The sequence below is a fragment of the Ruegeria sp. ANG-S4 genome (assembly GCF_000814005.1).
In the GTDB taxonomy this organism is placed as follows: domain Bacteria; phylum Pseudomonadota; class Alphaproteobacteria; order Rhodobacterales; family Rhodobacteraceae; genus Ruegeria.
The window spans coordinates 1-13,451 of sequence record NZ_JWLK01000004.1 but is presented as its reverse complement, the minus strand read 5'-3'; the positions used below and the strand labels follow the sequence as shown (position 1 = coordinate 13,451).

Below are 13,451 nucleotides of genomic sequence, written 5' to 3'. Positions count from 1 at the left end.
ATCAACCTGCCCAAGGCTGTTTTTGAGAAATGCGGTCCCGCAGCAAAAACCTGCGCGTCCTTCCGGAATGCCAGCGATGCACCGCTTATCGTTTCGGAGTTCTGACGTCGACGGAAGGGACATTCGCTCTGCCTCCGCGAAGGTTCAGTCTCGTATCTCTGTTTGAATTTCAGTCACTTAATATCCACTTTCTGAAAAGCCTTTTTTCAATCGCTCCGTGGCGATCAATGGAATTTGGTTTGGTGTTTCAATGAACTCGCACAACAATACGCGGCTCAGTTTCCCGTTTGGATGAGGTCATCCCTGCCCCTCAACCAAGGACTTGAGGTTCTCTAATCCGCGTTCGTAATCCCCGCCGACCCAGCGATCCATCATAAGACCCATCCATCGCGACATGGGGTTTAATCCCAGCTCGGACAGAAACCCCCAGGTGACCTGCGTTTGCGACCCGTCAGGCTGCAACACGAACGAGGCCGAAGCCGTGCCCATCGGTCCAAAGTCAAGCGCTGTTTTTACAAGCTGATCATCAACACTCTCGACAATTTCTTGCGATCCTGTACCCACTTGCGGATGGTCCGAGCTCCAATTCAAGGTGTTGCCCACACCTGCGTCCGGGCCGGAATACGAGAGTTTCGTTTCGGGATCACGCGACAGCCAGGGCGACCATTTCTCGGTTTCCTGCATGGAATTCACATAAGGAAAAATCTCTGACGCGGGCGCATCGATCGTGATGCTGCGCGATACTTCGGTTTTGCCGGGCAACAGGTAGGATACGCCCACCAAGATCAGAACAATTGCCAGCAAAACCAGAATAACGCGTTTGATAAGCCTCATGGATCTCATTCCCAATCCTGTGACATTCCCACTATTATAACAAAAAACGGCGCGGAATCAGAGACCTGTTCCACGCCATCGGTACCGCAATTTACGCCAGACACTGTCTGATTTTGATGTCGATTTCTTTGCCGCCCAGCTTATGGCTCGTAAGGCAAGGACGAGTGATGCAGGACGATACGCAACACGCCATCGGCGTCTTTTTTGTAGCCAAAGCTCTTATCGACTTGCGTTACATCGCCGTGCCGGTCTGTCAGAATGACCTTACCCATCCACATTGCGACATCGCCTTCCACAAAGGATGCGGACGTCTCGCTTTCCATTGCGCGCCACCCTTTGATCCCGAAACCGCTATCGAGCGGATAAGCGGTGTCATGGCCGACGAAATATGACAGCGCACCCGTGCGCGTAGGTCTGAAGGTCTGATCCCCCGAGGCCAATGTTGGTTTGAACAGGACCGGTCCCAAATTATAACCGTAAGCTGCGTCCAAAACACCTTCGGCAACAGGTCGCGCCGCGTCGATGCCGCCATCTTCGAATGCCTGTGCAATCGCAATCAGCCCTTCGCCCCAGGCATTCCGGGCGGCGATCAACTCGTCGTTGGTAATTGGCATGATCCAGTCCTTTCGTGCCCTGCGCGTTTATTTATCGTAATAGGCGGCTGGTGGGCCCTCACGCAATGGTGTTGGTCACGCGCGACAACATGAAAACAAACGCATGGGCGTTCAATTGAGCGCAGGCAGGGGGGCAAAATGTGCGTGGACAAGGCCGAAGCTCGCCTCCTTCCATCACTTTCGCGGGAGCGCCTACGCAGAATTCTCACAAAATTCGAAACATTATGAATACCTTAGCGCAAGAAATCAAAAAGGGTTCGGGGTAATAGTCGTTCTGCGTCGTGGGGGCGTGAAGAATGGGGTGAATGCTGTGAGCAAGATTATCACGCTTGAACAAAAGGAATCCGTTCGTCTGGATCCGGACCGGCTGAACGGGTTGTGTCGTCAATTGGGTGGCACGAATGCAATGAACGTGCTGTGCCGAACGGTCGAGGAGCTGGCAGTGCGCCTGTCGAACTGCGAACGGTTCTGGCGGCGGCAAAACTGGGCCGATCTGCGGAAATGTGCCAAATCTCTTGTCGCAATTTCCGATCAGGTTGGAATGACGGCCCTGTCTCGCGTGGCCGGGGACGTTGCGCAGACCATCGACGCGGGGGATGCAGTGGCCACGGCAGCAACGCTGGACCGGCTGATACGGGTGGGTGAGCGGTCGCTGACGGCGATCTGGGACCAACAGGATCTGATCGTGTGACAGGGGGTTGCGGGTCGGGCGCAGGCGGATAATCTTGGCGAAAACAAACAAGGCTGAGATGACCATGGCTTTATCCTTTGCGCCACCCGCTGAGCGGTCGGTTGCGCTTCACGTCATTGCAAAACCTGATCTGCAGGCATGGCTGGCCGAGCAACCGGATCATGTCGCCGCATGGGTGAATTCCAATGAGTTCACCGGCGCATTGGGGCAGGCATTGCTGCTGCCGGGTGCCGATGGAACACCTGTCGCCGCAATCGCTGGCTACGGCACCGAAAGCACCCGCGTGCGCAAAAGGTTTCCGCTGGCCTCAGCCGCCGAGAAATTGCCTCAGGGCAGCTATCAAATCGTCTCGGGCCTGCCGGACTCGGTTCGAGAGATGGAGTGTTTGGGTTGGCTGTTGAGCGGGTATTCATTCGACCGTTACGCATCCCAAACGCCCAGCCAAGCAGCCCTTGTCGCTCCCGAAGGTCTGGATGCCGCCCGGATCGAAGCAATGGCCGCTGCCGAGGCACTGACCCGAGATCTGGTAAACACGCCAGCCGCTGACATGGGGCCAGATCAGTTGCAGAAGGCGGCAGAAGACTTGGCCCAGAGATTTGGCGCAACCTGCGATGTAACGCTGGGCGACGCCTTGCTGAAAGACAACTTTCCAGTGATCCACGCCGTCGGGCGCGCAGCTGCACAGGTACCGCGACTGATCGAGGTCAATTGGGGCAGCAAAGGGCCAAAACTGACTTTGGTGGGCAAGGGCGTATGCTTCGATACGGGCGGGCTTGACCTGAAACCCGCGTCCGCCATGGGACTAATGAAAAAAGACATGGGAGGTGCGGCCAACGTTCTGGGGCTGGCGCACATGATCATGGCGCTGGACCTGCCGGTGCAGCTTCGCGTACTGATCCCGGCCGTGGAGAACGCAGTCGCGGGAAATGCCTTCAGGCCGGGAGACATACTGACCGCTCGCAATGGTTTAACGGTTGAGATCAACAACACGGACGCTGAAGGACGGCTGGTTCTGGCCGACGCTTTGGCCTTGGCAGAAGAAGCCCGACCCGACCTTCTGATTTCGATGGCGACCTTGACCGGCGCGGCACGTGTTGCGGTAGGGCCAGATCTGGCTCCTTTCTTTGCCAGCGACGATCAGATGGCGCAGATCGTGCATCGCGCCGGAAATCAGACGGCAGACCCGGTCTGGCAAATGCCGTTTCACACGCCGTACGAAGCAATGATCGAGCCCGGGATCGCCGATCTGGACAACGCCCCCTCTGGCGGTTTTGCAGGTTCGATTACCGCCGCGCTTTTCCTTCGACGGTTTGTTGGTGAATGCCGATATCTGCATTTCGACATCTATTCGTGGCAGCGCACCAAAGAACCGGGACGCAGCAAAGGCGGGTTGGGTCAGGGACCCCGTGCCCTGCTTGCCGCTCTGCCGGAGATTCTGGAGTTATGACTCACAAACGCGCCATCCGCCCGGTCGTTGACATTCTGCGCCGTCCAGACGGCCCTCGCGACCGCCAGCTGCTGTATGGGGATACTGTGACGGTCGCCGAAGAAACCAACGGTTGGAGCCGCATTACCTCGGATAAGGACGGCTATAGCGGCTGGGTCAGTTCGGTCCAGTTGGGCGGCTTGTCACCGCAAACCCACTGGGTTTTGGCCCCGGCAACCCATGCTTATGACCAGCCCGATATGAAAAGTCCCGACCTCGTTTCGCTTAGCCTGGGCAGCAAGATACGGGCGTTGTCGGAGGAAGAAGGGTTTCTTGAAACAGAGTTGGGGTATGTGCCACGGGTCCATACTGTGCCCGCATATACGCGCTTGAACGATCCCGTCGCGGTTTCCGAGCAATTCCTTGGCACACCCTATTTGTGGGGCGGCAACAGTCGTTTCGGGTTGGATTGTTCGGGTTTGATTCAGGCCGGCCTACTGGCCTGCGGAATCCCGTGCCCCGGTGACAGCGATGATCAGGAACGGGACCTGGGTAATCCACTGACGCCCGGCGAGCCTGCCAGACGCGGAGATTTGATATTCTGGAAGGGCCACGTCGCGTGGGTCGCCGGCGATAACCTGCTGCTGCACGCAAACGCCTATCACATGGCCGTTGCATTCGAAGCGATGGATCAAGCCATTGCCCGGATCAAGCAACAGGGTGACGGGCCGGTTACGGTCCGAAAGCGGCTCTAATCCGGGTCAACGGCCCGGATCAGCTTGCGCTCCAATACCCGCAGGACGGCCCGTAAATCGTGGCCGCGTTTCAGGATGCGCCCATCCATACCAACGACCGAGTACATGCCTTGCCGCAACCGCAGGCGCGGATGCTTTTCCACGCGATATATCGGGTGTTCCGCCGTTCGCCTGAATATTGAGAAAACCGCCGTATCCCGCAGGTTTGAAATTCCGTAATCGCGCCATTCTCCGGCGGCGACCATCCGGCCATATACGGACAGGATCTGGGACATCTCGCGCCGGTCGAACGCGACGGGCATCTGGGCCTGGCTTGCAGTAAACCGGCTGGGAGGCTGCATGTTCATACCTCAAGCCTTGCCGGAAATCGAAAAGGAATCAAGCCCGCTGCGCATCAGCCTTGGATTTTGGATTGCCTTGTTACCGACGACCAACTTGTCGGCAGATCAGAATGACAGGCAACAGACCAACGGCGACAATGACCAGAGACGGTACTGCCGCACCTTCAAGTCGTTCGTCCGAAGCCAGCCGGTACGCCTGAACCGCAAGGGTGTCAAAGTTGAAAGGCCGCATGATCAGGGTCGCCGGGAGTTCCTTCATGACATCCACGAAAACGATCAGAAGCGCGGTCAGCAACGATGGCGTCAGGATCGGCAGGTGAATGCGGCGCAACGTCCCCAGTGGCGTTTGGCCAAGGGATCGCGCCGCAGCGTCCATGTTGGAATGCACCGTGCTTTGTCCGCCTTCATAGGCGCTGAGCGCGGCAGCCAGGAACCGCACCATGTAAGCCGCAACCAGCAACCAGATCGACCCGGTGACCAGCAACCCGGTCGAAACCTGGAAAGTCTGGCGCATCCACGCATCCAGCGCATTGTCAAACGCCGCGAAAGGCACAATCAGCCCAACGGCGATCACACCGCCGGGAACCGCATATCCCAATCGCGCGATATATGCCGCCAAGTTCGAGCGACGCCCGGGCCGCAAGCGTTGGTAGAAGCCGATGCTGATCGCAGCACAAACTGTTACCACCGCAGCGATGCCCGCCAGCGTCAGCGAATTTTGAATGAAACCTATGTACCGCCGGGACAGAAGGTTCTGTTCGGATTCCAGCCCCATTTCCACAAGGATTATCACAGGCAACAAGAACCCGAAAACAACAGGCAGCGCGCACAGTATAAAGGCCATCACTGACCGCCAGCCCTTGAGCCTGGCGGCTGTCATGCCTTCATGCCTTTTTCCGACCTGATAGTACTTTGCCTTGCCGCGCTGAGTGCGTTCGGTCACCGCCATAAGCAGCGCAAAACACAGCAAACACAGCGCGAGCTGTGCAGCGGCACCTCGGTCCGCCATCGAAAACCAGCTCGTGTAAATTCCGGTGGCAAAGGTCTGGACACCGAAATAGGCCACCGTTCCGAAATCGGCGATGGTTTCCATAACGGCCAAAAGCACCCCGCCGGCGATTGCGGGGCGCGCCATCGGCAGAGAGACCCGCCAAAACGCCGCCCAAGGACTGTCACCGAGCGCACGTGCAGCCAGAAAGGCAGTCGCGCTTTGCTGAAGGAACGCGGCACGCGCCAACAAATAGACATAGGGGTACAACACCAGGATCAACATCACCGCCGCCCCCTCGGTCGAGCGGATTTCGGGGAACCAATAGTCTCGCGGCCCCCAACCCATCACCTGCCGCAAGGTCGACTGTACGATCCCCGGATGATCCAGAACAAAGGTATAGGCATAAGCCAAAACATACGCCGGAAATGCCAAGGGCAGAACCAGCGCAATCTCAAGCAGCTTTACACCCGGAAAACGGGTCATGGTGACAAGCCACGCCGCCCCGACCCCGATCGCAAACGTCCCGATTGAAACCAGAACCACAAGAACGATTGTCGTCAGCGTGTACTCGGGCAGAACCGTTGCCAGCAGATGCGATACTGTGTCCGTCCCGCCAGTCAGGGCCGCAAGGACCACTGCCACCATGGGCAACAAACATGCGGCTGCGACGGCAAAGGAGATACCGCCGACCAGCCGGGTGCCCAGCACGCCGCGATTGCGTGTTCCATGTTCCGCGTATTCGATTTCCGCCATTGATCCGGCTTTTGACTCAAACCCTGAGGAATTCAGCCTTTAATCGACCAAAACGCTCGGAAAGGCCAGTAGGACGGTCGACAATTTCGCGATATCCGACGGCAACATTCACTCGTAAACGCGCTGATCCTCGATCACCAGCCCGTCTTTCGGCAGCGAGCCCGGGGCGACCACCTCGATCGCGCCTTTGAGTTTCAACACCTCGATCACCGAGTTTGCGTAAGCAGATTCATCCCCGCCCGGGCTTTCGATTTTCACGGTCATCGTGTCCATCTCGCCCTGACGCGCGGCGATGACCCGCGCCTTGACGATCTCAGAGTGTTTGTCCACCAGAACCGCCACTTGTTCGGGGCGCACGAACATGCCCTTGATCTTGGTGGTCTGATCCGCGCGGCCCATCCAGCCTTTGATCCGCATGTTTGTCCGCCCACATGGGGACTCGCCCGGCATCACGGCAGACAAGTCGCCAGTCGCGAAACGGATTAGAGGGTAATCTGGGTTCAAGGATGTCACCACGACCTCGCCGACCTCACCCAAAGCAACCGGCGTTCCGGTTCCGGGGGTGACAATCTCGACGATCACGTGTTCGTCGATAATCATCCCTTCGATGGCCGGGCTTTCGTATGCGATATTGCCCAGATCCGCAGTGGCATAGCACTGCAGACAGGCAATGCCCCTGTCCGCGTATTCCTGACGCAGGGACGGAAACAAAGCGCCGCCGCCCACGACCGCCTTGGAGAACCCCAACGAAACGCCCATCTCGTCGGCCTTGTCCAGAATGACCTTCAGATAATCGGGCGTGCCCGCGTAAGAGGTGCATCCGACGTCGCGTGCGGCCGTCACTTGCAGCTCGGTTTGTCCGGTTCCCGCAGGCAGTACCGCTGCACCGACGGCGCGTGCCCCACTTTCAAAGATCATCCCGGCGGGCGTCAGGTGATAGCCAAAACAATTCTGCACAATGTCGCCCGGGCCCACCCCGGCAGCGTGGACAAATCGCCCCATCCGCCACCAGTCATCGTCGGCACTGCCGGGTTCGTAGATCGGCCCCGGCGACTGAAACACATGGTGAAAATTGCGCGCCGGCTTGACAGTGAAACCGCCAAACGGCGGACGCTCGGCCTGCGCGCGGATCAGGTCGGATTTGCGCAAAACCGGCAACTTCACCAGATCTTCAATGGACGCCACGGCCCCTGTATCGGTATCCGCAAGATGTGCCGCGAATCCCGGTGCGGTTTTCGCCTGTTCCAACTGGACGCGCAGAGCATCCGACTGATCAGCAGCCCGCTGGTCCGCTGACCGGATCTCGAGCGTATCGTAGTATTTTGACATCGTCAGATCCTCCATCCGCTTACAGCCAACGTTTGCGGCGCCGATACGACCGCACGTCGCGAAAACTCTTGCGGCCTTCGTCCGACATCCCGAGATAGAATTCCTTCACATCCGGGTTTTCGCGCAATTCAGCGGCCGGGCCGTCCATCACAACGCGACCGGATTCCAGAATGTACCCATAATGGGCAAAGCGCAGGGCAACATTGGTATTCTGCTCGGCCAACAGGAAGGACACGCCTTCTTTTTCATTCAGGTCCTTCACGATGCCGAAAATCTCTTCGACCAATTGCGGCGCAAGGCCCATCGAGGGTTCATCCAGCAAAATGGTCTCGGGTCGCGACATCAGGGCCCGCCCCATCGCAACCATCTGCTGTTCCCCGCCCGAGGTGTAGCCCGCCTGACTGCGGCGGCGTTCCTTGAGGCGCGGAAAATAGGTGTAAACAAGGTCCAGGTCATTCTGAATCGCCGCCGCTCCGTCCTTTCGGGTATAGGCGCCGGTCAGCAGGTTTTCTTCGACCGTCAGATGTTCAAAACAGTGGCGGCCTTCCATCACCTGGATCACGCCTTTTTCCACCAAATCCGCCGGGTCGCTTTCATGCACGCTCTGGCCGCGATAGGTGATCGTGCCTTTGGTGACTTCGCCACGCTCTGAATGCAGCAGGTTGGAAACTGCCTTGAGCGTCGTCGTTTTCCCCGCCCCATTGCCGCCCAGCAACGCAGTGATACCACCCTTGGGCACCGTTAGGCTGACACCCTTCAGCACGAGGATCACGTGGTTGTAGATCACCTCGATATTGTTGACCTCAAGCAGCGTTTCTGCCTGTACGTCCGTGGTTTGTGCCGCATCCAGCATCTGGGCCAGTCCTCATCAGAGTGTCGGGATCGGAACGGCGGTCAACCGCCGTTCCGTGTGTCTATGTGTGCGATCAGCACCGCGGATCGATATTGTTTTCCGCTGCATACGCACTCGAGTCTTCCGTGATCAGTGGCCCGATCACGTCCCCGTCTGTGGGTTTGAACTCGGAAATCAGGCTCCAGGTCTTGGTTGCCGCATCCCACTGGGTCACACCAACCAGGGCGTCACCGCCGTGGTTTTCACAGCTGACCGAAAAGGTCGGGCCAAAATTTGGCAGGCCGAGTTCGGACATCTTGGCTTCTGTAATTTCCAAAGCCTCCATTCCATCGCGCATGTCGGCAGGCGTGATTTCAGCGTTACCCGATATTTCCTGCGCTTTTTTGGCGGCTTCAGCGGCCAACATCGCGGCGTACAGACCTCGGTTGTAAAGAACCGTACCCACCTGATCTCCTGCGCCTGCTGCCTTGCCAGCGTCAATGACGTATTTGTTCAGATCATCGTACAGCGGAAAATCGGATCCCACATTGTGGAAGGTCAGAGCCTTGTATCCATTGGCGGCTTCGCCCGCTGGCAACACGTCATTTTCCGATCCAGACCACCAGATGCCGATGAAATTTTCCATCGGAAAACGAATATTGGCTGCCTCTTGCACGGCAACCTGGTTCATCACGCCCCAGCCCCACATCAGGACATAATCGGGCTTGTCGCGGCGGATTTGCAGCCATTGAGACTTTTGTTCCTGGCCCGGATGGTCGACCGGAAGAGCAACCAGCTCAAAGCCGTGTTTCTTCGAAAGCTCTTCCAGCGTGCGGATCGGCTCTTTGCCGTAGGCAGAGTTGTGATAGACCAGCGCAACTTTTTTGCCGTTCAGATCGCCACCATTTTCTTCGAGCAGGTAGTTGATCGCGCCCGATGCACCGTCCCAATAGTTGGCCGGATAGTTGAATGTGTGGCTGAATACGCCGCCGTTCTTGGCCGATGTCCTGCCATATCCCATCGTATGCATCGGGATGCCGTCAGCAGTGGTTTTAGGGATCAACTGATAGGTAATGCCGGTCGACAATGGCTGATAAACCAACGCGCCCTCACCCTTGGTCGACTCGTAGCACTCGACACCTTTCTCGGTGTTGTACCCGGTTTCGCACTCGATCACCTTGGCCGGAACGCCCCCGATACCGCCGTCACGTTCGTTCAACAATGTGAAATAGTCAGCGTAGCCATCCGCAAACGGGATGCCACCTGCCGCGTAAGGGCCGGTGCGGTAGCTAAGCGACGGGAACACGAGGTCGGCCATGACCGGTCCTGCCGCCATAACGGCGCCCAGCGCCATGGTTGCCAGTTTCGTTTTCATCGGGTGTATCCTCCCTTGATTGATCCGATGTTGGTTTCGGGCTTGTTCCGCCCGTCTTTGTGGTTGGGCCGACCCATCAGTGCGGGAACGGCCAAAGTCTGAGTTTCTCTTTGGCCACGCGCCACAACTGGGCCAGGCCGTGCGGCTCGAGGATCAGGAACAGAATGATCAGCGCACCGACGATGACCAATTGCAGATGGGCAACGATGTCGGTTGGCCACCCCATCCAATCTGCGCCGACAACCTTCAGGACGACGGGAAGCAAAACGAGGAAAGCCGCACCCGCAAAGGAGCCGAAAATAGACCCTAATCCGCCAATTATGATCATGAACAGAACCAGGAACGATTTCTGAATGCCAAAGACCTCACCGACTTCGACAGCACCCAGATAAACCGCAAAGAAGAGCGCACCCGAGATGCCGACGAAGAAGGAACTGACAGCAAAGGCCGTCAACTTCGCCTTGAGTGGATTCACCCCGATAATCTCGGCCGCAATGTCCATGTCACGAATGGCCATCCATGTCCGGCCGGTGGTGCCGCGCGTCAGGTTGCGCGCGACGACGGCACACAAGGTCAGGAAAATCAGACAGAACACATAGGTTGCCCAGGCTGGCGCGTTGGGCCCGGTGATGATGATGCCAAACACATCCCGTTCCGGCGCGTTGATCTGGCCCGAAGCCGAATAGTTGTAGAACCACGGGACCCGGTTGAACAACCAGACCAGAAAGAATTGAGCAGCCAGCGTGGCAACAGCCAGATAGAACCCTTTGATCCGCAAACTCGGAAGGCCGAACAGCACGCCAACAATTGCGGTTATGCCGCCGGCAAGGATCACATGGATAAACATGCTGACATCGGGGAATGCTGTCATCAGCTTGTAGCAGGCATACGCACCCACAGCCATGAACCCCCCGGTGCCAAGCGACACCTGCCCGCAATAGCCAACCAGGATGTTCAGCCCGATCGCTGCAATTGCATAGATCAGGAACGGCAGCAGCAGCGCATTCGCCCAATAGTCGTTGATAATGAAAGGAATGATGCCGAATGCCACGGCGAGCACGACATAGTACCTGTACCGGTCGAACTTGATCGGGAAAGTCTGGCTGTCATCGACATATGAGACTTTGAAGTCTCCGGCTTCACGATAGAACATGTCTTACTTTCCCCATTCTTCCTGCGCCCGGTTCCGGGTCGCCGCGTCAATCTGGTTGGACCCTTTGGCATACCCGCTCAACTCCGAGGCCCGCACCAGTTTCATGTATGCCAGCACGCCTGTGACCAGCCCGGCAAAAGCGAGGATGGCGGCCACGACAAGCTGGGCCTCACTCAGATCATCCGACGTCACCGCAATGTACCCGAAGGCCCAGAAACCAGCCCAAGCGACTACATTGACGACGGCGATCAGCTTTTGCATCGCTACACCCTCTCGATGATCTTCTCGCCAAACAGACCTTGCGGTCGGAACACGAGGAAGATCAGCGCCAGTACATAGGCGAACCAGTTCTCGGTCGCGCCACCCAGCGCAGGGCCAAGCGTGAACTCAAACAGTTTTTCGCCCACGCCGATAATCAATCCGCCCACAATCGCGCCGGGGATCGAGGTAAATCCGCCCAGCATCAACACCGGCAAGGCCTTGAGCGCAATCAGCGACAGCGAAAACTGAACGCCTGACTTGGTGCCCCACATGATCCCTGCGACCAAAGCCACAAACCCGGCCACGGACCAGACCATGATCCAGATGAAGTTCAGGGAAATCCCGACGGACAGCGCCGCCTGATGGTCGTCCGCCACAGCGCGCATCGCGCGGCCCTGTTTGGTGTATTGGCTGAATGCGACCAGCGCGGCCACCAGCAGTGCGGCAATCACCGTCGCCACGATGTCCAGATTGTCGATGAAGAAGCCGTAGCCAAAGATGTTGAACGTGCTCTCGTCGATCCACAGGTTGATACCCTGCGGCAGACCCACATCCAGCGTCTTGATCTCGGACCCCCACATCAGGTCGGCAACGCCTTCAAGGAAATAGGCCAGCCCGATGGTGGCCATGAACAGGATGATCGGCTCTTGCCCGACCAGATGCCGCATCACAAACCGTTGCACGGCCCAGGCCAGCAGCACCATGACAGCCATCGTCAGCAAGATCGCAAACAGCGCTGGGACATTCCAGCCGAAGTAGTGGATGTGGGTGCCAAATATAGCGTTGATCAGATGGGAAAACGGAACCTGACCGTTCATGATCCCCACCAGGGTCATGGCCGCGAACAAGGCCATAACCCCCTGGGCATAATTGAAAATCCCGGACGCCTTGTAAATCAGCACAAAGCCCAGCGCGACCAGAGCGTACAGCACGCCGGCCATCAGACCGTTGAGGATGACCTCCATCCCAAATACGAGTTGTTCAGGCATGCAAGCCCCTCCCCAATCCTGCCCGGATCCTAGTCATGGCTTACCCCAAGATAAGCGTCGATGACTTCCTGATTGTTGCGCACCTCGTCGGGTGTGCCGTCGCCGATTTTGCGACCGTAATCCATCACGACCACGCGGTCGCTCAGGTCCATGACCACGCCCATGTCATGTTCGATCAGGGCTATGGTGGTGCCGAACTCATCATTCACGTCGAGGACAAAACGGCTCATGTCCTCTTTTTCTTCGACGTTCATTCCGGCCATCGGCTCGTCCAGCAGCAGCAGCTTGGGTTCTGCCGCCAGCGCACGGGCCAGTTCGACGCGTTTCTTCAGACCGTAGGGCAAGCGCGAAACAGGCGTTTTGCGGATATGCTGGATTTCAAGGAAATCGATGATCTTTTCCACCGCTTCGCGGTTTTCGACCTCCTCCGCTTCCGCTTTTCCCTTCCAAAGTGCTTGTTGGAAGATATTGGTCTTCATGAAATTCAGCCGTCCAGTCATGACGTTGTCCAGAACGCTCATCCCTTCGAACAGTGCGATATTCTGGAACGTGCGGGCGATCCCCTGTTGCGCCACCTCGAAGGGCCGCATTTGCGGTCGCTTTGCCCCATGAAACCAGACCTCGCCTTCCTGCGGGATATAAAACCCCGAGATCACGTTCAGCATCGAGGACTTGCCGGCCCCGTTCGGCCCGATGATGGCCCGGATCTCACCCTCGCGGATGTCGAACGAGATATCCTTGATCGCCACCACGCCGCCAAACCGCAGGGTGATGTTCTTCATCTCCATAACCACACCGCCGATCTTGCGGCCGTCTTCGGTGACATATCCTTCGGAACTATCCAGCATCAGCTTCTCCTTGAGCCGCGCGATTCGGGAGGGCGGGCGGGGCGATTACCGCAGGTCGAGCGGCGTTCGTCCTGCCGCTCATTCCGCCGCCACCTTGTGCTGTGCTGCCGTGTCTACCGGCGCATCGACGATCTCCAACGTGGCGCTGATCGATCCTTTGCGACCGTCCTCATACGTCACTTCGGTTGTGGTCGAGACGGTCTTGGCCCCGCCATAAAGCGCGTCGATGATGTCCTGAAACTTCTCTTCGACAAAGCGG

Annotated in this window: 15 protein-coding genes; 3 read left to right on the top strand and 12 right to left on the bottom strand. The window is 57.8% G+C overall.

Annotated elements, in window-relative coordinates:
• Positions 1 to 297 precede the first annotated feature (297 nt).
• Both RA28_RS10750 and RA28_RS10745 read right to left on the bottom strand, forming a co-directional pair.
• Positions 298 to 834 carry an SRPBCC family protein gene (locus tag RA28_RS10750; protein WP_039528200.1) on the bottom strand — a complete coding sequence of 179 codons (537 nt, stop codon included), beginning with the start codon at positions 832 to 834 and terminating at the stop codon, positions 298 to 300.
• A 140-nt stretch (positions 835 to 974) separates the two neighbouring features.
• Positions 975 to 1,448, bottom strand: a complete 474-nt coding sequence (locus RA28_RS10745) for a phosphoribosyl-AMP cyclohydrolase (RefSeq protein ID WP_039528198.1) — start codon at positions 1,446 to 1,448, stop codon at positions 975 to 977.
• A 301-nt stretch (positions 1,449 to 1,749) separates the two neighbouring features.
• Here RA28_RS10745 and RA28_RS10740 point away from each other — a divergent pair, with 301 nt between their 5' ends.
• The 3 genes from RA28_RS10740 to RA28_RS10730 all read left to right on the top strand — a co-directional run bounded on the left by RA28_RS10740 (position 1,750) and on the right by RA28_RS10730 (position 4,320).
• On the top strand, positions 1,750 to 2,139 hold the full coding sequence (locus RA28_RS10740) for a hypothetical protein (RefSeq protein ID WP_039528197.1): 390 nt from the start codon (positions 1,750 to 1,752) through the stop codon (positions 2,137 to 2,139).
• A 64-nt stretch (positions 2,140 to 2,203) separates the two neighbouring features.
• Positions 2,204 to 3,586, top strand: coding sequence for a leucyl aminopeptidase family protein (locus RA28_RS10735; RefSeq protein ID WP_152612085.1), 1,383 nt, complete (start codon positions 2,204 to 2,206; stop codon positions 3,584 to 3,586).
• Positions 3,583 to 4,320 (top strand): C40 family peptidase, encoded by a 738-nt coding sequence (locus RA28_RS10730; RefSeq protein ID WP_039528194.1) that lies wholly within the window; start codon positions 3,583 to 3,585, stop codon positions 4,318 to 4,320. The genes RA28_RS10735 and RA28_RS10730 overlap by 4 nt, the downstream gene beginning before the upstream one ends.
• Here the strand turns inward: RA28_RS10730 and RA28_RS10725 are convergent.
• The 10 genes from RA28_RS10725 to RA28_RS10680 form a co-directional block, all read right to left on the bottom strand.
• Entirely contained in the window at positions 4,317 to 4,667 is a 351-nt protein-coding gene (locus RA28_RS10725) for a DUF2794 domain-containing protein (RefSeq protein WP_039528190.1), read from the bottom strand. The genes RA28_RS10730 and RA28_RS10725 overlap by 4 nt on opposite strands.
• A gap of 73 nt (positions 4,668 to 4,740) precedes the next feature.
• Positions 4,741 to 6,405, bottom strand: a complete 1,665-nt coding sequence (locus tag RA28_RS10720; protein ID WP_039528186.1) for an ABC transporter permease — start codon at positions 6,403 to 6,405, stop codon at positions 4,741 to 4,743.
• A gap of 108 nt (positions 6,406 to 6,513) precedes the next feature.
• Entirely contained in the window at positions 6,514 to 7,734 is a 1,221-nt protein-coding gene (locus RA28_RS10715; RefSeq protein ID WP_039529324.1) for a phenylacetate--CoA ligase family protein, read from the bottom strand.
• A gap of 19 nt (positions 7,735 to 7,753) precedes the next feature.
• Positions 7,754 to 8,587 (bottom strand): ABC transporter ATP-binding protein, encoded by an 834-nt coding sequence (locus tag RA28_RS10710; RefSeq protein WP_039528184.1) that lies wholly within the window; start codon positions 8,585 to 8,587, stop codon positions 7,754 to 7,756.
• Positions 8,588 to 8,660: 73 nt separating this feature from the next.
• Entirely contained in the window at positions 8,661 to 9,941 is a 1,281-nt protein-coding gene (locus RA28_RS10705) for an ABC transporter substrate-binding protein (RefSeq protein WP_039528181.1), read from the bottom strand.
• A 76-nt stretch (positions 9,942 to 10,017) separates the two neighbouring features.
• Positions 10,018 to 11,094 carry a branched-chain amino acid ABC transporter permease gene (locus RA28_RS10700; RefSeq protein WP_039528177.1) on the bottom strand — a complete coding sequence of 359 codons (1,077 nt, stop codon included), beginning with the start codon at positions 11,092 to 11,094 and terminating at the stop codon, positions 10,018 to 10,020.
• 3 nt (positions 11,095 to 11,097) lie between these two features.
• Positions 11,098 to 11,355: a hypothetical protein gene (locus tag RA28_RS10695; protein ID WP_039528174.1), complete on the bottom strand. Its 258-nt coding sequence runs from the start codon at positions 11,353 to 11,355 to the stop codon at positions 11,098 to 11,100.
• A 2-nt stretch (positions 11,356 to 11,357) separates the two neighbouring features.
• A complete protein-coding gene (locus RA28_RS10690; protein WP_039528171.1) occupies positions 11,358 to 12,344 on the bottom strand; it encodes a branched-chain amino acid ABC transporter permease in 987 nt (328 codons plus the stop codon).
• A 29-nt stretch (positions 12,345 to 12,373) separates the two neighbouring features.
• Entirely contained in the window at positions 12,374 to 13,192 is an 819-nt protein-coding gene (locus RA28_RS10685) for an ABC transporter ATP-binding protein (RefSeq protein ID WP_039528169.1), read from the bottom strand.
• Positions 13,193 to 13,270: 78 nt separating this feature from the next.
• The coding region (locus RA28_RS10680) for a hypothetical protein (RefSeq protein WP_039528166.1) at positions 13,271 to 13,451 on the bottom strand (181 nt) is incomplete at its 5' end.

Coding starts and splice junctions, on each gene's coding strand:
- RA28_RS10750 (WP_039528200.1), bottom strand. CDS start 834: ATGAGGCTTATCAAACGCGTTATTCTGGTTTTGCTGGCAATTGTTCTG.
- RA28_RS10745 (WP_039528198.1), bottom strand. CDS start 1,448: ATGCCAATTACCAACGACGAGTTGATCGCCGCCCGGAATGCCTGGGGC.
- RA28_RS10735 (WP_152612085.1), top strand. CDS start 2,204: ATGGCTTTATCCTTTGCGCCACCCGCTGAGCGGTCGGTTGCGCTTCAC.
- RA28_RS10730 (WP_039528194.1), top strand. CDS start 3,583: ATGACTCACAAACGCGCCATCCGCCCGGTCGTTGACATTCTGCGCCGT.
- RA28_RS10725 (WP_039528190.1), bottom strand. CDS start 4,667: ATGAACATGCAGCCTCCCAGCCGGTTTACTGCAAGCCAGGCCCAGATG.
- RA28_RS10720 (WP_039528186.1), bottom strand. CDS start 6,405: ATGGCGGAAATCGAATACGCGGAACATGGAACACGCAATCGCGGCGTG.
- RA28_RS10715 (WP_039529324.1), bottom strand. CDS start 7,734: ATGTCAAAATACTACGATACGCTCGAGATCCGGTCAGCGGACCAGCGG.
- RA28_RS10710 (WP_039528184.1), bottom strand. CDS start 8,587: ATGCTGGATGCGGCACAAACCACGGACGTACAGGCAGAAACGCTGCTT.
- RA28_RS10705 (WP_039528181.1), bottom strand. CDS start 9,941: ATGAAAACGAAACTGGCAACCATGGCGCTGGGCGCCGTTATGGCGGCA.
- RA28_RS10700 (WP_039528177.1), bottom strand. CDS start 11,094: ATGTTCTATCGTGAAGCCGGAGACTTCAAAGTCTCATATGTCGATGAC.
- RA28_RS10695 (WP_039528174.1), bottom strand. CDS start 11,355: ATGCAAAAGCTGATCGCCGTCGTCAATGTAGTCGCTTGGGCTGGTTTC.
- RA28_RS10690 (WP_039528171.1), bottom strand. CDS start 12,344: ATGCCTGAACAACTCGTATTTGGGATGGAGGTCATCCTCAACGGTCTG.
- RA28_RS10685 (WP_039528169.1), bottom strand. CDS start 13,192: ATGCTGGATAGTTCCGAAGGATATGTCACCGAAGACGGCCGCAAGATC.